Source organism: Candidatus Accumulibacter contiguus, assembly GCF_036625285.1.
GTDB classification, from domain to species: Bacteria; Pseudomonadota; Gammaproteobacteria; order Burkholderiales; family Rhodocyclaceae; genus Accumulibacter; species Accumulibacter contiguus.
Genome location: NZ_JAZKUC010000002.1, coordinates 604,731 through 627,376, shown reverse-complemented (window position 1 = coordinate 627,376; position 22,646 = coordinate 604,731). Strand labels below are relative to the sequence as shown.

Here is a 22,646-nt window from a genome sequence, read left to right as displayed (position 1 = left end):
ATGACCCAGATCGCTCAATCCCGGCCAGCCGGCAGTGCCGGCAGCGCCGTCGCCAGGCGTACCGCAAACGCACTACAGGCGCAGCAGGCGGCCGCCGAAGGCCCACAGCAATACCTCACCTTCCTGCTCGGCGGCGAGATGTTCGCCGTCGGCATCCTCAACGTCAAGGAAATCATCGAGTACGGCAATCTCACCGAGATTCCGATGATGCCGGCCTTCATCCGCGGCGTCATCAACCTGCGCGGCGCCGTCGTCCCGGTGATCGACCTCTCGGCACGCTTCGGCCACGCCCAGAGTCCCGTCGGAAAACGGACCTGCATCGTCATCGTCGAGGTCACCGAGAACGATCTCCGGCACGACATCGGCATCATGGTCGATGCGGTTTCGGAGGTGCTGGAAATCCCGGCCAGCGAGATCGAACCACCGCCCGCCTTCGGCGCCCGCATCCGCGCCGACTTCATTCACGGCATGGGCAAGGTCGCCGGCAAGTTCGTCATCCTGCTCAACATTTCCAGGGTGCTCTCGGTCGATGAGATCGCCATGCTGGCCAGCGTTACCAACGGCACGGCGGAGGGCGTACTCGGCGCATCGAACTCGGCTGGCCCGATGATGAACCGACTGAGCTCCCTTGCAGCGGAGCGGGAACGCGGCGATGGGCAAGCGGCCAATACTTGAACCTGCACGGGAGACACGCATGAAAAAGCCATGTTCTGATCAGTAAACCGTCTCAAACAGGCCGAGCGGCGACTCAGACCACCTTCGTCCCGCTCCGCGCACGATCCAAAGCCATTCGCTTCACCCGCCATGAGGTCACCCATGCTTTCCCATATCAAGATCTCTACCCGCCTCGGTATCGGCTTCGCCATCGCCCTGCTCATGCTGATCCTGGTCTCCGTCATCGGCATCGCCCGCGTCGGCGAACTGCAGAACGACATCAGCGACCTGGTCAAGGACAAGAACGTCAAGACCAAGCTCGCCAACGACCTCGGCGACGAAGTCAATGATGTCGCCCGCTTTCACCGCAACATGCTGGTCCTCAGGAACGAGGGAAGCACACGCATCGAAATGGAAAAGATACTCGAGAAGCGCAAGAAGGTGACCGCGATATTTGAATCGCTCGACAAGTTCCGCTACGGCGACAAAGGCAAGTCCGCGCTGGAAACCATGAGGGAAGCACGCAAGCCTTTCGTCGCCGCATCGATCAAGCTCGAATCGATGATCCAGGACAAGCAGTGGGACAATGCCGTCCAGTATTTTCAGGAAACCTATCGGCCGACCTACGGCGCCTTTGCAGGGCCCATTGTCGCTTTCGTCGACTATCAGACCGAACTCGCCGAGAAGGTCGGCGCCGACGCCGAGGTGCTGGCCAGTTCGACGCGCACGCTGATCATCGGCCTGGCGATCGCCGCGCTGCTGATCGTCGCACTCCTCGCCTTCCTGATCACCCGCTCGATCACCGGCCCGACCGGCAAGCTCGTCGCCGCCACCGGCAGGATGGCCGAGGGCGACTTCAACTTCAAGCTCGACATCGACAGCAAGGACGAAGTCGGGGTTCTCACCAAGGCGATCCAGGCCCTGCAGGCCAACGTCAAGCTCCTGATCGACGAGATGAACCGCATGTCGCGCGAGCACGATGCCGGCGACATCGACATCAAGATCGACGAAGGCAAGTTCACGAACGACTTCCAGGTGATGGCCAGGGGCGTGAACAACATGGTGTTCGGCCACATCGCGGTCAAGAAAAAGGCGATGGCCTGCATCAAGGAATTCGGCGAAGGGAACTTCGACGCACCCCTCGAACAGTTCCCCGGCAAGAAGAAGTTCATCAACGACACCATCGAAGCCGTACGGTCTAACCTCAAGCTGCTGATCGCGGAGATGAACCACATGTCGAAGGAACACGACGCCGGCGACATCGACGTCAAGATCGACGAAGGCAAGTTCACGAACGACTTCCAGGTGATGGCCAGGGGCGTGAACAACATGGTGTTCGGCCACATCGCGGTCAAGAAGAAGGCCATGGCCTGCATCCAGGAATTCGGCGAAGGGAACTTCGACGCACCCCTCGAACAGTTCCCCGGCAAGAAGAAGTTCATCAACGACACCATCGAAGACGTACGGTCTAACCTCAAGCGGCTGATCGCGGAGATGAACCACATGTCGAAGGAACACGACGCCGGCGACATCGACGTCAAGATCGACGAAGGCAAGTTCAGGAACGACTTCCAGGTAATGGCCAGGGGCGTGAACAACATGGTGTTCGGCCACATCGCGGTCAAGAAAAAGGCCATGGCCTGCATCAAGGAATTCGGCGAGGGCAACATGGATGCGCCCCTTGAGCAGTTTCCCGGCAAAAAGGCGTTCATCAACAACACCATCGAGCAGGTGCGTAGCAACATCAGGGCTCTCGTGGCGGACGTCAACAGGCTTTCCAAGGCCGCTGTCGAAGGCAAGCTTGGCACGCGGGCGGACACCACCAAACACCGAGGCGACTTCCAGCGCATTGTCGCCGGTGTCAACGAAACGCTCGACAACGTCGTCGGGCCGATCAACGAGGTGCGCCGGATCATGGGCGCGATGGCCCGCGGCGACCTGACGCAGACCATCACCAGCAGCTACCGGGGCGATTTCGACGAGTTGAAGAATGCCATCAACCAGACCGTCGCCAAGCTCGTCGAGACCATCGGCGAGGTAAGTACCGCGGCCGACAATCTCTCGAACGCCTCCGGCCAGATTTCGGCGACCGCGCAGTCACTGTCGCAGTCGTCGTCCGAGCAGGCCGCTTCGGTCGAAGAGACGACCTCGAGCATGGAGCAGATGAGCGCCTCGATCCTGCAGAACACCGAGAACGCCAAGGTCACCGACGGCATGGCCTCAAGCGCTGCCCGGCAGGCGGTGGAAGGCGGCAACGCCGTCGCCAAGACGGTCGAGGCGATGAAGAGCATTGCCGAAAAAATCGGCATCATCGACGACATCGCCTACCAGACCAATCTGCTGGCCTTGAACGCGGCCATCGAAGCCGCCCGCGCCGGCGAACACGGCAAGGGTTTCGCGGTCGTCGCCGCCGAAGTGAGGAAGCTCGCCGAACGCAGCCAGGTCGCCGCGCAGGAAATCGGCAATGTCGCCAAGGACTCGGTCAAACTCGCCGAACGCGCCGGTTCGCTGCTCACCGAAATGCTGCCCTCGATCAAGAAGACCTCCGACCTCGTCCAGGAAATCACGGCCGCTTCGCAGGAGCAGAATTCCGGGGTCGGCCAGATCAACGGCGCGATGGGGCAGCTCAACCAGGCGACGCAGCAGAATGCCTCGGCGTCCGAGGAACTCGCCGCCACCGCCGAGGAAATGGGCAGCCAGGCCGAGCAACTGCAGGAACTGATGACCTTCTTCCGCCTGGCCGGTAGCAGCCGCAGCGCGGCAACGGCGAGACGGAGCGCCCCTGCCCACCGCGCACCGGCACGGATACCCGTGCTGGCGACGTCTGGCCACGGCTTCGAGCGTTTCTGAACCGGCAGCGAAGGCGTAGCGGCCGCTTGATCTCCACTGGAAAAAAGCATGCCATCAGTCCACCATAGCAGTGCTCCCCGCGAGGCATCCCTCCCGAGAATCGACGAGCGACGCCTGCGCAGCCTTTTCGATGCCATGCCCTCGGGCTTCGCGCTGCACGAGATCCTTCTCGATGGCGAAGGCCAGCCCTGCGATTATCGCTTCATCGACGTCAACCCGGCCTTCGAGGCGATTACCGGCATCGCCAGGAGCAGGCTCGTCGGCCGGCGGGTTCGCGAAGTGCTGCCGCAGCTCGAACCGCTGTGGATCGAGCGCTACGGTTCGGTCGCGCTGACTGGCGACTGTCAGCAGTTCGACGATTTCAGCGTCGACCTCGACCGCCATTACCGGGTCACCGCCTACTGTCCGGAAATCGGTCTGTTCGCGGTGATCGTCGATGACATCACCGCGATCTGGCGCAGCGAGGAATCACTGCGGCAGGCGGCGAAGGTGTTCGAACTGACGCGTGACGGCGTGGCGATCACCGACGCCAGCGCCCGCATCGTCGCCGTCAATCACGCCTTTACGGAAATCACCGGTTACAGCAGCGAGGAAGCCGTCGGCCAGAATGCCAGCATCCTCAAGTCGGGCCACCATGACGCGGTGTTCTACGACACGGTCTGGAGCGAACTGACCAGCACCGGCTTCTGGCAGGGAGAACTCTGCAACCGCCGCAAGACCGGTGAAACCTACCCGCAATGGCTGACGATCACCGCGGTGCACGACGAGTACGGGCAGATCGAACGCTACATCGGGGTATTCACCGACATCAGCCGCCTGCGCAACGCCGAGGCACACGCCGAATATATTGCCTACCACGACACCTTGACGCAACTGCCCAACCGCAGCCTGCTGAACATCCGCTTCGAACACGCCCTCGAAAGGGCGCAGCGTCACCATCACAAAATGGCGCTCCTGATCATCGACCTCGACCTCTTCAAGAACATCAACGACTCGCTCGGGCACGAGTTCGGCGATCGGCTGCTGGTCGCGGTCACGGAACGTTTCAAGTCACGGCTGCGCGACGAAGACACGCTGGTGCGGGTGCACGGCGACGAATTCGCGATCCTGATGGAGGAGATCGAGGTTGCGACCGATGCCGCCGTCGTCGCCCGCGACCTGCTCCAGGCACTCGAAGCCCCCTTCCGGATTGGAGGCAGCGACGAGATCTACCTCAGCGCCAGCGCCGGCATCAGCATCGCGCCCGACGACGGCAGCGATCCGGCGCTGCTGCTGCGCAACGCCGACACCGCCGTCAATCTGGCCAAGATGCAGGGACGCAAGACCTTCTGCTTCTACACCGAAGCCCTGACCACACACGCACTCGAACGCATGCGCCTGGAATCGCGCCTGCGCCGGGCAATGAACCTCGGCCATCTGCTCCTGCATTACCAGCCGCTGATCGAGGCCAGCAGTGGCGCGGTGATCGGCGCGGAAGCGCTGCTGCGCTGGTGCGATCCCGAGCAGGGAATGATCGCACCGATCCACTTCATTCCGGTCGCCGAGGATAGCGGACTGATTGCACCACTCGGCGCCTGGGTGCTGGCGACGGCGTGCCGGCAGATGCGGGCCTGGCTCGATGCCGGGCGAGCGCTGCGGACCATCGCCGTCAACCTTTCGCCGCGACAGTTCTTTTTGCAGGACGTACCGGAACTGCTTCGCCAGACCCTGGCGGACAGTGGTCTGGACGCCCGCTTCCTCGAACTGGAGATCACCGAGGGCATTCTCATCGAGCGTGGCGAGCGGGCCGTCGCCATCCTCAATCGGATTCGTGCGCTCGGCGTTCGCCTGTCGATCGACGATTTCGGCACCGGCTATTCCTCGCTCAGCTACCTCAAGCGCTTCACGATCGACAAGCTGAAGATCGACCGGAGTTTCATCCGTGACGTCACCACCGACAGCAGCGACGCCGAGATCGCCGCAACGATCATCGCCATGGCGCATTCACTGTCCCTCTCGGTGGTCGCCGAAGGCGTCGAGACGGCAGAGCAGCTCGCTTTTCTCGAAGAACACGGCTGCGACTACTACCAGGGATATTTCTTCAGCCACCCGCTGGCAGCCGAACATTTTCCCGAATCTGTCGAGAATTCGTGCGCCCGGAGGGATCCTCCGCGAATGGATGGCACGCCCTGGTTAACGATCAGATCTGCAACTTGAACTTTTCCAGGACGTTTTCCATCCAGATGCCTTCAACTGTAATTTTCATATTATTGCTCAACGAATTGCACGAAATGCTGGGAAAGTTCCGCCGGCACGGCCGCAGCAGCCGGTTGCAGACCAGGCAAGCAGGCATTTATCCGCAAACCCATTGGACAGATCACACCATGGAAGCACTTGAATGGAGCACAGCACTGGAAATCGGGCATACCGAGATCGACGACGATCATCGCGCCATGGTCGGCCTGCTCAATCGCCTGCAGGAAGCGAGCAGGCGCTCGGACAGGGTCGCCACTCGGGCCGTGCTGGCCGCACTGGAAACCCTGACCAGGGATCACTTCGCCCGCGAAGAGCATCTGATGCTGGACCTCCACTACGAATTCACGGCCCGGCATCAGAAGGAACATGTACACCTGTTCGACGAGGTCCGCGCCCAGATCGAAGAAATGAACGAGGGCATCGTCAGCGTCGCGGCGATTGCCGGTTTCATCAAACGCTGGCTGATCGATCACGTCGAAACATCGGACCGCCAACTGGCCGCAGCGCTGGCGCGCCGGCGTTCGCAGCCGCTTTGAAAAAACAGCAGTTGTCGGCGGACGACCCGCGTGCGAGCGCGCGGCAATGACCACGACAGTGGCCAGGAAATGGTTGCAGTATCGCTTTCTGCTGCAGATCGGCTTACTGCTGATCGTCGCCGGCATGACTGTGGTTTTCCTTGATCGGGCAAATCAAGGGTCGATTGTCGAAGAGTTCGTGCTCACGCGCGCACGCGCGCATTTCCGCGACATCGTCCTGACCCGGCGCTGGAACGCCGGGCACGGCGGTGTCTACGTGGAAAAACGCGCCGGTATCGAAAGCAATCCCTACCTGCAGGATCCCGACATCACGGCGACCAACGGCAAGACCTACACCCTGCGCAATCCGGCGCTGATGACGCGCGAGATCTCGGAACTGGCGGCGCGCGATGGCGACTACCGTTTTCACATCACCAGCCTGCAACTGAAGAACCCCGACAACGCCGCCGACGACTGGGAACGCGCAGCACTCGCAGGTTTCGCGGCCGGCGAGAAGGAACGTTTCGCGGCGATCACCAGCGGTGACCGGAGCGAATTCCGCTACATGGCGCCACTGCTGGTCGAGACCGCCTGCCTACGCTGCCATCAGGACATGGACTACCGGGTCGGCGACGTGCGTGGCGGCATCAGCGTGCGCTTCGACATCACGCCGCTGCTGCTCCGCCAGCAGCAACACGCCTGGGTCACCGGCATCGCGGTACTGCTGACCATGGCCGGACTGTTCCTGCTCGCCAGGGCCTTTGCCTCCCGCATGAGCCAAGGCATGCAGCGCCTGAGCAGGCGGCACGAGGAACTCGTGCAGTCGATCGACGGCATCGTCTGGGAGGCCGATGCCAAGACCCTGCAATTCACCTTCGTCAGTACCCAGGCCGAACGCCTGCTGGGTTTCCCGGTCGCCGACTGGGCACAGGCCGACTTCTGGGTGGCGCATCTGCACCCCGACGACCGGGCCTGGGCAAGCGCCCAGCGCGCGAGTTGCAGCGAGCAAGGGCTGCCTTACGATCTGGAATATCGTTTCGTCGCCGCCGACGGACGCACTCTCTGGCTACACGACCGGGTTCGGGTCATCGCCGAGAACGGTCAGCCGACGATATTGCGCGGGCTGATGTTCAACGTCAGCCGCGAGCACGAGCAGAGCGAGCAGACCCGGCAGTTGCTCGTCGAACACGAGACGATCCTGCAAAACGCTCTGGTCGGCATCACCTACCTGAAGCACCGGCGGGTGCTTTCGTGCAATCGCCGCTTCGAGGAAATCTTTGGCTATGGCGCCGGCGAGTTGACCGGGCAGTCGACCGAGTGCCTGTATGCCTCGTGCGCCATCTTCGAGGCCGTCGGCCAGCGCGCCTACGCCAACTGCGCCGCCGGCAGGAATCATTGCGAGGAAATGCTGCTGCAACGCAAGGACGGCCAGACTTTCTGGGGCGTGCTGAACGGCCGGGCAATCGACCCCGCATATCCCCACGAGGGAAGCATCTGGATCTTCGCCGACATTTCCGAACGTCGGGCCGCCGAGGAGGAAGCTCACAAGTTGCTGCAGGCGGTCGAGCAGAGCCCGGTATCGATCGTCATTACCAGTCGCGAGGGTCTGATCGAATATGTCAATCCGCGTTTCGCCCAGGTCACCGGTTATCCCCGGCACGAGGCCATCGGCCAGAACCCGCGCCTGCTGCAATCCGGCCAGACCTCGCTGCAAACCTACCAGGAAATGTGGGACACGCTGCTCGCGGGCGGCGAGTGGCGCGGCACGCTCCTCAACCGGCGCAAGAACGGCGAACTGTTCTGGGAAGAAGCCTTGTTCTCGCCGATCGTCGACGAGCACGGGACGATCACCCACTTTCTCGGGGTCAAGCAGGACGTCACCGAACAACGACTGATCAAGCAGCAGCTCGAAGAGCATCAGGAACACCTCGAAGATCTCGTCAAACGCCGCACGGCCGAGCTGACCAGCGCGCTGGCAGCGGCAAAGATCGCCGACCAGGTCAAGGATGCCTTCCTGGCCAACGTCAGCCACGAATTGCGGACGCCGCTCAACGCTGTCATCGGGCTCTCGGCACTGGCGCTGCAGGGCAGCACCAACGCTCGCCAGCGCCAGTATCTGGAAAAGGTCGGCGACGCCGGCCAGACGTTGCTGGCGATCATCAACGACCTGCTCGATCTGACCCGGATCGCGAGCGGTGAGATGAGGTTCGAAGCGCAGCCGTTCAGCTTGCGTCAGACCGCCGCGCGCGTTTTGTCGGTAATCGGCCACCGTGCCGCCGGAAAAGGGCTGCGGCTCGAAGCGCAAATCGACGAGCGGCTTCCCGAGGGGCTCGTCGGCGATTCGCTGCGCATCGAACAGATTCTCCTCAACCTGCTCAACAACTCGATCAAATTCACCGAGGCCGGCGGCATCCTCTTGCGCATCATCGTCGAGCACCTCGACGCGCAGCGCGCCAACCTGCTGCTCGAGGTCGAGGATTCGGGAATCGGCATGAGTGAAAACGAGATCGCCCATATCTACCGGCCTTTCGTTCAGGCCGACCCGTCGATCACGCGCAAATTCGGTGGCAGCGGCCTGGGCCTGGCAATCTGCAAGCAACTCGTCGAAGGCATGCACGGATCGATCGAGGTCAGCAGTCGGCCGGGGGACGGCACACAGTTTCGCGTCCACCTGACACTGGCCCTGGCGACCGAGGGCGACCTTCGCGACCGCCAAGAAGCGCCGGACGGCGAACCCCTGCCAACGCATTACCATGACGCGCGCGTCCTGGTGGTCGACGATCAACCAATCAACCGCGAGATCGTCTCCGATTTGCTGGCCAGCGTCGGCATCGTCCCGCGCTTCGCCGAGAACGGCCTGGAGGCGATCGGTATCCTCAGCGAGTCTGGCCCTGGGGCCTTCGACCTGGTTTTGATGGACATCCAGATGCCGGTCATCGACGGCCTCACGGCAACGCGCCGGGTCCGTACGCTGCCGGGCTTTGCGACGCTGCCGATCGCCGCCATGACGGCGCACACCATGGAACACGAAAAGCAGATGTACCTGGACGAAGGGATGAATGACCATCTCGGCAAACCGTTCGCCTTGCCCAGTTTCTTTGCGCTGCTGGCCAGGTGGCTGGCACACCGCGCCGACGCCCCGCCGGTGCCGACAGCGCCCGTGGCCACCGCCACGAGTAACGACGACGGCGAGCTGCCGGCGATCGACGGTCTGGACGCCAGCGCAGCACGGCAGCGCTTTGCCGGCAATGACGCACGTTACCGGTATTGGCTGCGAGAATTCATCGGGGATTCGGCGGATTTCATCGGCAAGCTCGACGCGCTGCTGTGCAGTCGGGAGTACGCAGCGGCAAGGCAGGTGGTGCACGCCTTCAAGGGCCGCACCGGTACGCTCGGCATGACCGAACTCCACGATCTGGCGGCGACACTCGATCAGTTTCTCCGGGCCGGCGAGTCCGATAGCGAAACGGAAAGCAATTTGGACAGCAATTCGGGCAGCGCAATCCGCCAACAACTGGTACAGTCGATCGAATGCATGCGCGTCCGCCTGCAGGCAGCGCTCGGCCCCGACAGGCAGGCCACGACGGTCGCAGCAGCGCGCCCCGAAGGGCCGCTGCCGCCAGCGATCGCGGCCCTGCTGCCCCTGTTGGAGGCCGCGGACGGTGGCAGCGCCGCGGCCATTGCCGCCTGCCTGGCAGAACTGCCGAACCGTGACTGGCAAGCGCCGTTGCAGGCAGCGCTGGCGAAAGCGGAAGGTTTCGATTTTGAAGCGGCGAGGCAGCTCATTGCCGAAGTAATATGGACTCCGACATGAAACTGGGTTCAAAACTGCTCCTCCAGACGGTGCTACCGGCAGTCACTGCCGTTTCGCTGTTGCTGGCGATCGTCACCCTGGTCGCCAGCAGTGCCCTGCAGGACGCTGCCGAACGCGCGCTGGCAGCGGTCGCCGAGGCGCGCCGCGAAGACATTCACAATCACCTCGAACGGATGCGCGACGACATCGTCAGCATGGGCAACGCCCCTGCCGTGATCGCCGCCATGCAGCAGTTTGCCGCCGCTTTCGCGGCCTGCGGTGCCCGCGCCGACAGCCAGCTCCAGCCGTTGTACGACCGCGACGCGCAGCACACCGCCAACAATGCCTGCCGCCGCGGCTACCAACAGGCGCACGGCGAGCATGATGTGTTCTTCCGCAGGCGCCATGCCTCTTACGGCTGGCAAGACATGCTGCTGGTCGACCCGCAGGGCAATGTCGTCTATTCCCTGCTCAAGGATCACGATTTCGCGACCAACCTGTTCACCGGGCCGTGGAAGGACAGCGGCCTGGCGCGCGTGGCGGCGATTGCCCTGCGCCAGGCGGTGAGCGGCGTCCCGGCCTTTGCCGACGCCGAACACTACGCGGCTGCGGGCAACCGGCCGGCGATGTTCCTCGCCATCCCGATCCTCGAACCCGACACCGGTCAGCCACTGGGGGCACTGGTGGTGCAGATCGCTTTCGAACCGCTCGACCGGCGCATGCACTTCAAGGCCGGACTCGGCCAGAGCGGTGAAACCTTTGTCGTCGGCAGCGGCGGCTGGATGCTCACCAACACTTTTTTCGACCAGGAATCGTCGGTCCTCAAGCGGCAACTGCAGACCGAAGCCGTCCGCCGCGTGCTTGCCGGCAACGACGGCAGCGATCAGCTCGTCGATTATCGTGAGCAGCCCTCGTTCATCGCCTACCGGCAGTTGCGGCCTTTTGCCGGCGCCCTCGGCGACCAGCCGCGCTGGGGCGTGATCGCCAAGATCAGCCGTGACGAGGCGCTGTCCCGCCTGTATTCGCTGCAATGGCTGATGCTCGGCAGCGGCCTGCTGATTGCCGGGGCAGCGACCGCCGTCGCGATCGTCGGCGGCCGGCGATTGTTCCAGCCGGTACTGGCGCTGCAGACCGCGCTGGTGCGCCTGGCCAATGGCGAAAAAACGGCGATTCCCGGTCTCGACCGCCAGGACGAGATCGGCGACATGGCCAAGGCGGCGGAAAGTTTCCGCGAGATGTCCGAAGCGGTTGCGCGTGCTCGCTGGATCCACGAGAACGTTGCCGCGCTGACCACCGCGGTCAGCCAGGAAGAAAGACTGGCCGACGTTGCCGACACCCTCCTCGGCCATCTGCGACGGCAGCTCAAGGTGCCCGTCGCGACGCTCTTTCTGCGCGACGCCGACGGCCACTACCGGCGTGCCGGCGCCCAGGGACTGGCTCGGCGAAGCCAGTTGCAGGACCGCTTCGCGCCAGGTGAATCGCTGGTCGGCCAGTGCGCTCGCGATGGCCAGGCAGTGATCCTGGCGCCGGTGGGCGGCGGTCTGATGCTGATCGCCACCGGACTGGCCGAGTTTCCCCCCGAGGAACTCGTGCTCTACCCGATCACGCATCAGAACGAGACGCTGGCGGTCGTCGAACTGGCGGCGACGCGCCGGCTGTCGCCCGACGAGCATGCCTTGCTCGCGGCCCTGGTGGGCCCGCTCGGACTGCACCTGGCGAACATCGAAGCCGCCGAGCGCAATCTCGCGCTGCTCGATGAAAGTCGCCGGCAGACCGAGGTCCTGGGCCTGCAGAAGGCCGAACTGGCCGACAAGAACAGCGAAATGCTGGCGCTGAGCGACGAAATGCGTGCCCAGTCCGACGAACTCAAGGCACAGAACAGGACCCTGCGCGGCACCCAGGAGGAACTGCGGGTGCAGCAGGAGGAACTGGCAGAGAAGAACCGCAGTCTGGAAACGCAGCGACGGCAGCTCGAACTCGGCCGCAGCGAGGCCGAGACGCGGGCGCGCGAACTCGCGCAGGCCAATCGTTACAAATCGCAGTTCCTGGCCAATATGTCGCATGAACTGCGCACACCGCTGAACAGCATTCTGATCCTGGCCAGGCATCTCGCCGAGAACTCGACCGGCCACCTCGATGACGACGAAGTCGAGTCGGCGAGCGTCATCCATGAGAGCGGCAGCCAGCTCCTGTCGCTGATCAACGACATCCTCGACCTGTCGAGGATCGAGGCCGGCAAGGTCGAGATGCTGATCGAGGACTTCCCGGTCTCCGAGATCCTCCTGTACCTGCGCCGCCTGTTCGAGCCGCTCGCCGCGAAGAAGTCGATCGCTTTCGCGATCGAGGTCGAAGCCGCAGCGGCGCCGGTCATCCACAGCGACCGCCGCTTGCTGACCCAGGTCCTGACCAACCTCTTGTCGAACGCCGTCAAGTTCACCGACCAGGGGTCGGTGCAGCTCGTGCTGTGCGCCGAGGACAGGGGACTGCGTTTCGACATCATCGACAGCGGCATCGGCATCGCGGCCGACCAGATCGAACGCATCTTCAACGCCTTCCAGCAGGTCGATGGCGGCAGCGCACGCAAGTACGGCGGCTCCGGCCTGGGCCTGGCGATCAGCCGCCAGCTCGTCGAACTGCTGGGCGGCCGCATCGACATCGAGAGCACGCCCGGCAGCGGCAGCCGCTTTTCGGTGCACCTGCCGGAGATCGTCGGCGACAGCAGTACACCGGTGCCCGCAGCACTGGCTGTGGCCGCGCGAGCGCCCACAGCCAGCCGCGACACGCTGATCCTGGTCGTCGAAGACGATGGCCGGCTGGTGCCGATCGTCACCCGCCTGATCGAGACGCTGGGCTACGCCGTGCTGGCGGTGAATAGCGGGGAAAAGGCGCTCGAACTGATCGCTGCCGAAAACCCGGCCGGCGTTCTGCTCGACCTCGGTCTGCCCGGCATCCCTGGGCTCGAAGTCCTGCGCCGGATGAAGTCCGACCCGGCCAGCGCCGGCATTCCCGTGTACATCATCTCCGGCACGGCCGACACCGGCGAGGCGGCGGCACTCGGCGCTGCCGGCTACATCCGCAAGCCGATCACCCGCGACGCGGTGCTGGCGGCGATCCGCGACATGCTCGACACTCGCCGGTGGCGGCGCCGGCCGCCCTGCCCGCCGGCCAGCCGCAGGTGCTGCTGATCGAAGACGACCAGGCGAGCAGTCTGGCGGTGCGCGTCCTGTTCAAGGATACGAACATCGAATTCAGCCGGGCGCACAACGGCAGTGAAGGTCTGGCGGCAATCGCCGCTACGCGTTTCGATGCCGTCATCCTCGACCTGATGCTGCCCGACATGAGCGGCTTCGAATGGCTCGAACAAGTCGCTGCCGCAACGCCGCAGCCACCGCCGGTGGTGGTCTACTCGGCGCGCGACCTCGACGACGCCGAGCTGCTGCGCCTGCATGCGCACGCCGACGCGGTGATCTCCAAGGGACGACTCAACGGCCAGGCGAGCGCGCGCCTGCGCGAGGAAGTCCTGCTCGCGGTCGCCCGGCAGACGCGGGAACCCGTCGCCGCACCGGCGGCGGCGAGGGTGCGGCACGACGCGCTGCTGATCGTCGATGACGACGTTCGCAACCAGTCGGCGCTGTCGAAAGCGCTGCGCGCCGCGGCTTTGCCGTCAGCGTCGCCGGCAGCGGCGCACAGGCGCTCGACATGCTCGCTACCGGCCAGTTCGCTGCGGTCCTGACCGACATCATGATGCCCGGAATGGATGGCTACGAACTGATCCGGCGAATGCGCTGCGGCAGCACCGGCCAGATCCCGATCATTGCCGTCACCGCCAAGGCGATGCCCGGCGACGTCGAGCTCTGCCTCGCCGCCGGCGCCAGCGATTACCTCGCCAAACCGGTCGATATCGACCGTCTGCTGCAGTTGCTCGAAAAATGGCTCTGAAACGCAAATCCGCGCGCCCACTCGAGGCCATCGAGGCCGATCTGCTGCTCTTGCTGCTGCGCGAGCGCTACGGCTACGACTTCAGCGGTTACGGTCGCGCCTCGCTGCTCCGCCGGCTCAGGCAGTTGGTCGAGTTCTACCAGGCCGGCAGCCTGGTCGAATTGCTGCCGGCCCTGCTGCGCGACGAACAGGTGGCGCAGATGGTCGATCAACATGCTGTCGGTGCCGGTCTCCGAGTTCTTCCGCGACCCGCCGGTGTGGAAGTACCTCCGCGAACAGGTGATGCCGGAGCTGGACAGCTTCCCGCGCATCAACGTCTGGCAGGTCGGCTGCGGCTACGGCCAGGAGAGCTATTCGCTCGCCATCCTGCTGCACGAATGCGGTCTGGCGTACAAGGCGCGGATGATCACCACCGACATCAACGCCGACCTGCTCCGGGCGCGGCGCGGCCGCTGGCCGGCAGAGCAGTTCGCGCAGTGGCGGGCCAACTATCTCGCGGCTGGCGGCAGCGCCTGCTTCGACGATTATTTCGATCGGCAATGACCATGCCGGCGAGACAATGGCCATTCGTGCAGAGTCCCTGCAAGCGATGGAATTCGTCGAGCACAATCTGGTCACCGATGATGCCTTCCTGGAAACGCAGTTGCTGATCTGCCGCAACGTCCTGATCTACTTCGGTGCAGCGCTGCAGGCGCGGGCCCTCGACCTCTTCGAACGCAGCCTGCAGCGCGGCGGCTTCCTGGTCCTCGGCAGCGCCGAATCGATCCTCGACCGCGACGACACCTGGGCGCCGTGCAGGCCGAGCTGCGGATTTTCCGAAAAACCATGGCGAGAGCGCGATGAGCGGCGTTCCGAAGATCCTCGTCGTCGATGACCTGGCCGCCAACCGCCTGGCGATCCGCGCCGCCCTCCGGGGTGTCGAGGCGACGATCGTCGAGGCCGGCAACGGTTTCGACGCGCTGGCGATCACCCTCGAAGAGGAATTCGCGCTGATCCTCCTCGACGTGCAGATGCCCGAGATGGACGGCTTCGAGGTCTGCGAACGCCTGTCGGCCAATCCGCAGACCGCCGACACGCCGGTGATCTTCATCACCGCCGCCCACAACAGCCCCGAGGATCGCATCCATGGCTACCGGACGGGCGCCACCGATTATCTGGCAAAGCCGATCAACGACCAGTTGCTGCGCGCCAAGACGCGGGTGTTCCTCCGCCTCTACCAGCAGAACCGCGCCTTGCAGGCGGCGCTGGAAGCAGCGAAAGTCGCCGACCGGGTCAAGGATGCCTTCCTCGCCAACGTCAGCCACGAACTGCGAACGCCGCTCAACGCCGTCATCGGGCTCTCGGCGCTGGCGCTGAACCACAGCAGCGACCCTCGCCAGCGCGAATACCTGGAAAAGGTCAGCGACGCTGGCCAGACGCTGCTGGCGATCATCAACGACCTGCTCGATCTGACCAAGATCGCTGCCGGCGAGATGAGCCTGGAATGCACACCGTTCAGCCTGCAGAAGACCGTCGCGCGCGCGCTGTCGGTGATTGGGCACCATGCCATCGAAAAGGGATTGCGTCTCGAAAGCCGGATCGATGAACGACTCCCCGAACTGCTGCTCGGCGACCCGCTGCGTATCGAACAGATCCTGCTCAATCTGCTCAACAATTCGCTCAAGTTCACCGAAACCGGCTGGGTCGTGGTGCGCATCGCCATCGAGGACATCGACGATCAGCAGGCCGGGCTGCTGATCGAGGTCGAGGATTCGGGAATCGGCATGAGCGAGAGCGAGATCGCCCGTATCTACCAACCGTTCGTCCAGGCCGACCCGTCGATTACCCGCAAGCACGGCGGCACCGGCCTGGGCCTGGCGATCTGCAAGCAACTCGCCGAAGGCATGCAGGGTTCGATCGAGGTCAGCAGCCGGCTGGGCGAAGGCACACGCTTTCGCGTCCACCTGCGCCTGGGAGTGGCAACGGCCAGCGAGTGCCCGAGCGGCGACGACCCGGCCGCTGCCGAGAATCTGCCGACGCATTACCCCGCAGCACGCGTGCTGGTGGTCGACGATCAGCCGCTCAATCGCGATCTCGTCTTCGAACTGCTGGGAAGCGTCGGCATCGCGCCGCGTTTTGCCGAGAACGGCCAGCAGGCGGTGGACATTCTCCGCGAGGCCGGCGCACAGGCTTTCGACCTGATATTGATGGACATCCAGATGCCGGTTCTCGACGGCCTTGCAGCCACCCGCCGAATCCGTGCGCTACCGGGTTTCGCCACGCTGCCGATCGTCGCCATGACGGCCCACACGATGGTGCACGAAAAAGAGGTGTACCTGGCCGAAGGCATGAACGATCACCTCGGCAAACCGTTTTCGCTGCCGGCTTTCTTCGCGCTGCTGGCGCGCTGGCTGCCGGTGCAGGGTGACGCACCGGCAGCAGCAGCGCCACCTGCAGCCTTTGCTGCCGACGCCGGCGGGAACGAGCTGGCGGCGATCAGCGGCCTCGACACGGCCGCAGCACTGCAGCGATTTGCCGGCAACCGCGCGCGTTACCGTCACTGGCTGCGGGAATTCGTCGGCGAATCGGCCGGCTTCACCGCGACCATCGATACCCTGCTGGCCGGTGGCGCGAGCGAGTCGGCGAGACAGGCGGTGCACGCCTTCAAGGGCCGCGTCGGTACGCTCGGCATGCGCGAACTGCAAGCGCTGGCCGCGGCGCTCGAGCAGGCACTGCGGACCGGCAAGGCGAACAGTCCGGCAGGCCATGCACTGCGCTGGCAACTGGCGCAGTCGATCGAGGCGATGTGCGCCGGCATCCAGGCGGCGCTCGTCCCATCGCCCCCCCGGCAGGCGACGAACCGAGCGGCCGGCCCACCGCCGGGAGCCAGACCTGCCGGGCCGATGCCCGCCTCGGTCACGGCCCTGCTGCGCCTGCTGCAGGACGCGGATGGCGGCAGTGCCACGGCGATCGAAAGCTGTCTTGGAGAGCTGCCGGACAGCGACTGGGAACCGCTGCTGCAGGCGGCGCGGGCACAGGTGCAGAAATTCGATTTCGAGGCCGCGCGGCAACTCCTCGCCGGCAGCGAGGAGGCCGGATGACGATGCTGCGCTGCTGGAGCGGACGGCTCCTGCTCTGCTGCACCGGCCTCGTCGCGGCCGGCGAGGAGTATTTCGCGCGCTACGCACTGCCTCGGGACGCCGCTTCGGTCGACATCGGTGCGCTGCTGCAGCGCGATCGAATCCTCAATCGTCGGCTCGAAGAACAGTGAATATCGCCGTGAACCGGAGATCGCCGGGCACCGGCATCGTCTTGCGCGTCGCCGGCCTGTTCGGCACACTGCTGGTGCTGGCGATCACCACCCTGCTCACCGCCTGGCTGTACGGATTGCCGTTCTTCGACTTGCCGGGTGCCAAGCAGATCCACCTGGCCGATGCCAGGCAGGCCCTCGAACTGAGTGCCGACAGCCGCAGCACGCAGATCGAAAGCGCCCTGCGGGAACGCCGCGGCAATCTCCGCCTGCTCTCCGAAAGCCCTGTCCTCGTGCAGGCTCTGGCCACGCCGCTGACGCAAGCGGCGTCTGCCGCTGCCAGTCGCCACTTCCAGTCGGTGATGGGCGCCTACCCGGATGTTTTCGAATACCTGGCGCTGGTGTCGACCGGCGACGGGCGCGTGCTGGCCGCCAGCGACGCCAGCATGGCCGGACGCCCCCTCGCCGACGCCGGTCTGCTCGGGCGCCTGTCGACGCCGGGTGTCGTCGAACAGATCGAAACCACCGGCCCGACAGTCGCAGGGGAACCCAGCCTGATCATCGCCCGCCAGGTCATCGAGCGAAACGCTGCGGCGACCTCGACCGGCAAATTGCTCGGGGTTCTGGTGGCCAGCGTGTCGATTCAGGAACTGCTTGGCCATTTCGATCGCGTTGAACTGCGCTCGCTGGGAGATTCCGGTTCGGTTTCACTCTTCGATCAGCAGCGGCGGCGGCTCGCGACCTTCCGTCTGCTTGCCGGGGCGGGCGAGATGCCGCCACCGCCCGCTTCCCAGGAAATGGATGGCAGTTTCGTCGAGAACGCGGCGAACGGACGATTGACCCTTGCCACGTATCGCTTTGTGCGCATCGCTGCCAACGAAGGATGGAGTCTGGTGCTTCGCCGCGAGCGCGACGAGATCCTGCACGAACTCGAGCAGCGCGCCGGGCAACTGCTGCTCTTCGGCCTGCTGTTCACCGTCTGCAGCCTGATCGTCGTGGCTCTGGCGGCGCGGCATGTGACGCGTCCGATCCGGGAACTGGCGAACGTCGCGCAGCGTCTCGCCGAGGGCGAACTGAACGCCCGCGTGAAGCTGGCGAAGCCGCACCACGGTGATGAGGTGACGACCCTGGCTGCGGCCTTCAACAGCATGGCCGCACGCTTCGAGACCTGGCATGCCACCCTCGCCAGCGAAGTCGCCACACGCACGCGCGAACTGATCGACCAGCAGTTGCAGCTCGAAGGACTGGTCGAGAAGCGCACCGCCGACCTGCGCGCGGCGCTGGCCGCGGCGACCCAGGCCGACCGCGCCAAGGACGCTTTCCTGGCCAATGTCAGCCATGAACTGCGCACGCCGCTGAACGCCGTCATCGGTCTGGCCGGGCTCGCCCGGCAACTCAGCCGTGATCCCCGGCAACAGGACTACCTCGACAAGATCGGCAGTGCCGGCAAGTCACTGGCGCACCTGATCAACGATCTGCTCGACCTGACCAAGATCGTCGCTGGCCGGCTGGAGTTCGAGAACACCACGTTCAGCCTGCGCGGCATGTTCGAGCGCAGCAAGTCGGTGCTGATGCACCAGGCGGCAGAGAAGGGGCTGACACTCGTCGAACGTATCGACGCGGAAGTTCCCGATACGCTGATCGGCGACCCGCTGCGAATCGAACAGATCCTGCTCAACCTGCTCGGCAACGCCATCAAGTTCACCAGCAGCGGCCACATCGAGCTGCGGATCAGCGTCCTGCACAGCGAAGCGACGCGAGTGCGCCTGGCCATCGATGTCGAGGATACCGGTCTCGGCCTCAGCGAGCCGGAAATCGCGCAATTGTTCCAGCCTTTTGGGCAGGCCGATGCCAGCATGACGCGCAAGTTCGGCGGCAGCGGCCTGGGACTCGCCATCTGCAAGCGGCTCGCCGAGAGGATGGATGGCGACATCTGCGCCAGCAGCCGGCCCGGTGCCGGCAGCACCTTTCGCGTCACGCTCTGGCTGGCACTGGGGGAATCGGCAAGGTCCGGCACGGCCCTTGCATCGACGGCGCTGCAGCCACTGCCGGAAGCGTATCACGGCGCGCGGGTACTGGTCGTCGATGATCATCCGCTCAACCGCGAGATCGTCGAAGCCCTGCTCGGCGCGGTCGGCATCACGCCGGTGATGGCCAGCAACGGCCAGGAAGCGGTCGATCGCCTCCGGATGAGTGACGCGAGCGCTTTCGATCTGGTGCTGATGGACATCCAGATGCCGGTCATGGACGGCTACAGTGCGACCCGCGAACTGCGTAGCCGCGCCGGTTTCGAGGCGCTGCCGATCATCGCCATGACCGCGCACATCATGGAACATGAAAAGGGCCTCCAGCGCGCGGCCGGCATGAGCGACTTCATCGGCAAACCCTTCGATCACCCGACCTTCTACCGCACACTGGCGAAATGGATTCCCGTCCACAAGCAGCGGCAAGCCGCCACAGCGATGGACGCCTTGCCGCCAGCGACCGGCAGCCAGGGAATGCCCGCCTGGCCTGCTCTCGGTGCGATCGACAGCGCCGCCGGCCTGGCCCGCTTCGCCGGCAATGCCGCACGCTACCGGCACTGGCTGCGCGACCTGGCCGACCAGGGTGGTTCCGAGGTCAGAAAGATCGAACAGGCGATGGCGACTGGCCAGCGGGAACAGGCTTGCCAGCTCGCACATGCCCTCGCCGGCCGCGTCGGCATGCTCGGGATCACCAGTGCACAGGCTTTTGCCCTGCAGGTCGAGGCGGCAGCGAGCCGCGGCGAAGCCGCCGACGCGGCGATCATCCACCTGGCAGCGGCCGTCGACGAGGCGAGCGAACAGATCAGGCAGGCACTCGGAAGCGATGCTGCCGACGGGACGCCGCTGGCAGATCTCGCCGCGCCGCCGCCCGCCGGACCCCCTCCGGCAAGTATCCTGGCACTGCTGCGCCTGCTCGAGACCGCCGACGGCGACAGCGAGCGCGCCATCCATGACTGTCTCGCGGAACTCGGCGAGACAGCCTGGTCAGCAACGCTGCGCGCGACCCTGGCACGCGTGCGCAATTTCGATTTCGACGCCGCAAGACGGCTGTTTCCGGATCATGAAACAGCCAGCAACCCGGATGGAACCTCATGACCACCATTCTCCTGATCGATGACGACCCGGCAACCCTCGAAGTCATCAACGAATGCCTGCTCCCGCACTTTCGCACGCGCATCGCGACGCGTGGCGGCAAGGGCATCGAGCTGGCGCAAATGTCGCCGGCACCCGACCTGGTACTGCTCGACCTCGAATTGCCGGACATGAACGGCTACCAGGTCTGCTCGGCGCTCAAGCGGGATACCCGCACCGCCGAGATCCCGGTGATCTTTCTTTCCAGCCATACGGATATTGCCAACATCATCCGCGGTCTCGAACTCGGCGCCGTCGATTATGTGCCCAAGCCGGTGGCACCACCGATTCTGCTGGCACGCGTACGCACGCAACTACGCCTGCGCCAGGCACAGATTTATCTGGCGGACCGCAATCTCCATCTCGAATCGCTGGTGAGCGAACGTACGCAGGCGCTCGAAGCGCGAACGCTGGACCTGCAGCGCAGTCAGGAACTGACGATCGTGGCCCTCGGAGCGATCGCCGAAACCCGTGACAACGAGACCGGCGATCATATTCGTCGCACGCGCGCCTATGTCCGGGCACTCGTCGAAAACCTCCTGCAACAACCCGCACAGCGGGATCGCATGCCACTCGAAGAATGGGGGCTGCTCTGGAAATGCGCCCCCTTGCACGACATCGGCAAAGTGGGAATTCCTGACCAGATCCTGCTCAAGCCAGGACCACTCGATGCCGAGGAGTTCGAGATCATGAAGCGACATACGACGATCGGCCGCGATGCCCTGCACGCGGCCGAACTCGGGGTCGACACCCTGCACCCGTTCCTGCGGATCGCCAGCGAAATCATTTATTCGCATCACGAGCGCTGGAACGGTACAGGCTATCCGCAGGGCCTCCGCGGCGAGGACATTCCCTTCGCCGCACGCCTGATGGCGATCGCCGATGTCTATGATGCCCTGATCAGCAAGCGGGTGTACAAGCCCGCCCTGCCTCACGGCAAAGCGGTGGAGATCATCGCACAGGGGCGCGGCAAGCACTTCGACCCGCTGGTCGTCGATTGCTTCCTGGTCTGCGCCGAGACTTTCAACGCGATCGCTGCCGGCCATTCCAGCTCTCTTCCGACCCATCCCCCACCAGGGAAAGGGGAAATTCATGAATGAAGGGAAAATCCAGGTCATGATCGTCGACGACTCGGCGCTGGTCCGTCAGGTCGTTGCGCAGGCGCTGGCCCGTGAGCCCGGCATCGAGGTCATGAGTACGGCGGCCGATCCGCTCTTCGCCATGGACAAGATGCGCAGGAACTGGCCGGACGTGATCATTCTCGATATCGAAATGACGCGCATGCACGGCCTCTCTTTCCTGCGCAAGCTGATGGCTGAACGACCGACGCCGGTGATCATCTGTTCATCGCCCACCGCGACCGGCAGCGACACGCTCATGCAGGCGCTTGCTGCGGGTGCCGTGAGCATCATCAGCAGGCCCAAATTCGGGCTCAAGGGCTTCCTCGAAGACGCCACGAACGACATCATCGCCGCCATCCGCGCGGCCGCCCGAACCCGGGTCGCCTTGCCGGGACAGCCGCTCCCCACCACCCATCCGGCGGCGAGCGCGCGGCTGCCGACGCTGCAGAGAATGACGCGCAACAGCGCGGACGCCATCCTCCCCGCCGGTAACGCGGCGGTGCAAAGGACGACCGACAAGGTGATCGCCATCGGCACCTCGACCGGCGGAACGCAAGCACTCGAAGCCGTACTGACCCGCCTGCCGCTGACGATCGCGGGAATCGTCATCGTCCAGCACATGCCCGAGCAGTTCACGGCGATGTTCGCCGAACGCCTCAACTCGCTGTGTACGATCGAAGTCCGCGAGGGCCGGAACAACGATCGCGTGCTGCCGGGGCTCGCGCTGATCGCTCCCGGCGGCAGGCACATGCTGTTGAAGCGCAGCGGCGCGCAGTATTACATCGAGGTGCTCGACGGCCCCCTGGTCAATCGCCACAAACCCTCGGTCGATGTGCTGTTCCGCTCGGTAGCCCGGTTTGCCGGCGGCAACGCAGCCGGCGTGATCATGACCGGCATGGGCGACGACGGCGCCCGCGGCCTCAAGGAGATGAACGATGCCGGCGCCGCGACGATCGCCCAGGATGAAGCCTCCTGTGTGGTTTTCGGCATGCCCAGGGAGGCGATCAGGCTCGGCGCCGCCGATCGGGTGCTGCCACTCCAGCAGATCCCTGCGGCGCTGATCGAGACCTTCAACCAACGGTCATGACTATTCCAGGCACCCCCGATGATGAAAGTCATGACCGTTTCCCTCTCCCCCGACCCCTCCCCCGCAAG

Annotated in this window: 15 protein-coding genes and 1 pseudogene; all 16 read left to right on the top strand. The window is 64.6% G+C overall.

Annotated elements, in window-relative coordinates; genetic code table 11:
* The 16 genes and pseudogenes from V5B59_RS21395 to V5B59_RS21325 all read left to right on the top strand — a co-directional run bounded on the left by V5B59_RS21395 (nt 1) and on the right by V5B59_RS21325 (nt 22,578).
* Nucleotides 1-675, top strand: coding sequence for a chemotaxis protein CheW (locus V5B59_RS21395; protein ID WP_169071935.1), 675 nt, complete (start codon nt 1-3; stop codon nt 673-675).
* A gap of 141 nt (nt 676-816) precedes the next feature.
* A complete protein-coding gene (locus V5B59_RS21390; RefSeq protein WP_332352311.1) occupies nt 817-3,504 on the top strand; it encodes a methyl-accepting chemotaxis protein in 2,688 nt (895 codons plus the stop codon).
* 48 nt (nt 3,505-3,552) lie between these two features.
* Nucleotides 3,553-5,700, top strand: a complete 2,148-nt coding sequence (locus V5B59_RS21385) for a putative bifunctional diguanylate cyclase/phosphodiesterase (RefSeq protein ID WP_169071932.1) — start codon at nt 3,553-3,555, stop codon at nt 5,698-5,700.
* Between the two features lie 167 nt (nt 5,701-5,867).
* Entirely contained in the window at nt 5,868-6,275 is a 408-nt protein-coding gene (locus V5B59_RS21380; RefSeq protein ID WP_169071931.1) for a bacteriohemerythrin, read from the top strand.
* 46 nt (nt 6,276-6,321) lie between these two features.
* Entirely contained in the window at nt 6,322-10,068 is a 3,747-nt protein-coding gene (locus V5B59_RS21375) for a PAS domain S-box protein (RefSeq protein ID WP_169071930.1), read from the top strand.
* Nucleotides 10,065-13,232: an ATP-binding protein gene (locus tag V5B59_RS21370; protein WP_332352310.1), complete on the top strand. Its 3,168-nt coding sequence runs from the start codon at nt 10,065-10,067 to the stop codon at nt 13,230-13,232. Before V5B59_RS21375 ends, V5B59_RS21370 begins: the two co-directional genes overlap by 4 nt.
* Nucleotides 13,184-13,780: a response regulator transcription factor gene (locus V5B59_RS21365; RefSeq protein WP_332352309.1), complete on the top strand. Its 597-nt coding sequence runs from the start codon at nt 13,184-13,186 to the stop codon at nt 13,778-13,780. Before V5B59_RS21370 ends, V5B59_RS21365 begins: the two co-directional genes overlap by 49 nt.
* A complete protein-coding gene (locus V5B59_RS21360) occupies nt 13,747-13,986 on the top strand; it encodes a response regulator (protein ID WP_332352308.1) in 240 nt (79 codons plus the stop codon). The genes V5B59_RS21365 and V5B59_RS21360 overlap by 34 nt, the downstream gene beginning before the upstream one ends.
* Nucleotides 13,977-14,159 (top strand): annotated as a pseudogene (locus V5B59_RS26395) (hypothetical protein); the annotation flags it as partial. The gene V5B59_RS21360 and the pseudogene V5B59_RS26395, both read left to right, overlap by 10 nt.
* A gap of 40 nt (nt 14,160-14,199) precedes the next feature.
* The gene (locus V5B59_RS21355) at nt 14,200-14,529 is read left to right on the top strand and encodes a CheR family methyltransferase (protein ID WP_332352307.1); all 330 of its coding nucleotides are present in this window, start codon (nt 14,200-14,202) and stop codon (nt 14,527-14,529) included.
* 16 nt (nt 14,530-14,545) lie between these two features.
* Nucleotides 14,546-14,860, top strand: coding sequence for a CheR family methyltransferase (locus V5B59_RS21350; RefSeq protein ID WP_332352306.1), 315 nt, complete (start codon nt 14,546-14,548; stop codon nt 14,858-14,860).
* On the top strand, nt 14,826-17,066 hold the full coding sequence (locus tag V5B59_RS21345) for a response regulator (protein ID WP_332352305.1): 2,241 nt from the start codon (nt 14,826-14,828) through the stop codon (nt 17,064-17,066). The genes V5B59_RS21350 and V5B59_RS21345 overlap by 35 nt, the downstream gene beginning before the upstream one ends.
* Nucleotides 17,063-17,236, top strand: a complete 174-nt coding sequence (locus tag V5B59_RS21340) for a hypothetical protein (protein WP_169071927.1) — start codon at nt 17,063-17,065, stop codon at nt 17,234-17,236. The genes V5B59_RS21345 and V5B59_RS21340 overlap by 4 nt, the downstream gene beginning before the upstream one ends.
* A gap of 8 nt (nt 17,237-17,244) precedes the next feature.
* Nucleotides 17,245-20,334 carry an ATP-binding protein gene (locus V5B59_RS21335; RefSeq protein ID WP_332332634.1) on the top strand — a complete coding sequence of 1,030 codons (3,090 nt, stop codon included), beginning with the start codon at nt 17,245-17,247 and terminating at the stop codon, nt 20,332-20,334.
* Complete coding sequence (locus tag V5B59_RS21330; RefSeq protein WP_169071925.1) at nt 20,331-21,470, top strand: HD domain-containing phosphohydrolase; 1,140 nt, start codon at nt 20,331-20,333, stop codon at nt 21,468-21,470. Before V5B59_RS21335 ends, V5B59_RS21330 begins: the two co-directional genes overlap by 4 nt.
* Nucleotides 21,463-22,578 (top strand): protein-glutamate methylesterase/protein-glutamine glutaminase, encoded by a 1,116-nt coding sequence (locus V5B59_RS21325; protein WP_169071924.1) that lies wholly within the window; start codon nt 21,463-21,465, stop codon nt 22,576-22,578. The genes V5B59_RS21330 and V5B59_RS21325 overlap by 8 nt, the downstream gene beginning before the upstream one ends.
* Nucleotides 22,579-22,646: the final 68 nt, after the last annotated feature.

Bases quoted from the DNA above. Each gene is read 5' to 3' on its own strand.
- V5B59_RS21395 (WP_169071935.1), top strand. From the start codon at position 1: ATGACCCAGATCGCTCAATCCCGGCCAGCCGGCAGTGCCGGCAGCGCC.
- V5B59_RS21390 (WP_332352311.1), top strand. From the start codon at position 817: ATGCTTTCCCATATCAAGATCTCTACCCGCCTCGGTATCGGCTTCGCC.
- V5B59_RS21385 (WP_169071932.1), top strand. From the start codon at position 3,553: ATGCCATCAGTCCACCATAGCAGTGCTCCCCGCGAGGCATCCCTCCCG.
- V5B59_RS21380 (WP_169071931.1), top strand. From the start codon at position 5,868: ATGGAAGCACTTGAATGGAGCACAGCACTGGAAATCGGGCATACCGAG.
- V5B59_RS21375 (WP_169071930.1), top strand. From the start codon at position 6,322: ATGACCACGACAGTGGCCAGGAAATGGTTGCAGTATCGCTTTCTGCTG.
- V5B59_RS21370 (WP_332352310.1), top strand. From the start codon at position 10,065: ATGAAACTGGGTTCAAAACTGCTCCTCCAGACGGTGCTACCGGCAGTC.
- V5B59_RS21360 (WP_332352308.1), top strand. From the start codon at position 13,747: ATGCTCGCTACCGGCCAGTTCGCTGCGGTCCTGACCGACATCATGATG.
- V5B59_RS21355 (WP_332352307.1), top strand. From the start codon at position 14,200: ATGCTGTCGGTGCCGGTCTCCGAGTTCTTCCGCGACCCGCCGGTGTGG.
- V5B59_RS21350 (WP_332352306.1), top strand. From the start codon at position 14,546: ATGGCCATTCGTGCAGAGTCCCTGCAAGCGATGGAATTCGTCGAGCAC.
- V5B59_RS21345 (WP_332352305.1), top strand. From the start codon at position 14,826: ATGAGCGGCGTTCCGAAGATCCTCGTCGTCGATGACCTGGCCGCCAAC.
- V5B59_RS21340 (WP_169071927.1), top strand. From the start codon at position 17,063: ATGACGATGCTGCGCTGCTGGAGCGGACGGCTCCTGCTCTGCTGCACC.
- V5B59_RS21330 (WP_169071925.1), top strand. From the start codon at position 20,331: ATGACCACCATTCTCCTGATCGATGACGACCCGGCAACCCTCGAAGTC.
- V5B59_RS21325 (WP_169071924.1), top strand. From the start codon at position 21,463: ATGAATGAAGGGAAAATCCAGGTCATGATCGTCGACGACTCGGCGCTG.